Origin of the sequence: Stenotrophomonas sp. Bg11-02 (genome assembly GCF_002836635.1) — a bacterium.
Taxonomy (GTDB): domain Bacteria; phylum Pseudomonadota; class Gammaproteobacteria; order Xanthomonadales; family Xanthomonadaceae; genus Stenotrophomonas; species Stenotrophomonas lacuserhaii.
The window spans coordinates 1-307 of record NZ_PJAY01000037.1 but is presented as its reverse complement, the minus strand read 5'-3'; the positions used below and the strand labels follow the sequence as shown (position 1 = coordinate 307).

General features: G+C 68.7%; 1 protein-coding gene. It reads left to right on the top strand.

Annotation, left to right across the window (positions count from 1 at the left end):
- A partial coding sequence (locus tag CXG43_RS01370; protein ID WP_198551379.1) for a head decoration protein occupies positions 1–307 on the top strand: 307 nt, incomplete at both ends.

Below are 307 nucleotides of genomic sequence, written 5' to 3'. Positions count from 1 at the left end.
CGAACTGGTCGTGCTGCCGGCCGGCCAGGGCGTGCTGCCGGCCGGGGCCCTGCTGAAGGCCGACAACACCGCGGCCGAGGACGGCGCCGAGGCGGTGAAGGTCCTCTATGGTGCGGTGGACACCGGTGCCCCCGGAACGGCGTTGCCCTCGAAGGGCACCGCGGTGGTGCGTGACGCCGAGGTGTTCGGCGAGATGCTTTCCTACGGTAACGCCACCGACGATCAGAAGCTGCTCAGTGCGCTGAGCCTGGCCGAGTCCGGAATCATCGTGCGCTGGACCAAGAAGCCGGTTGCATCCAACACTGCG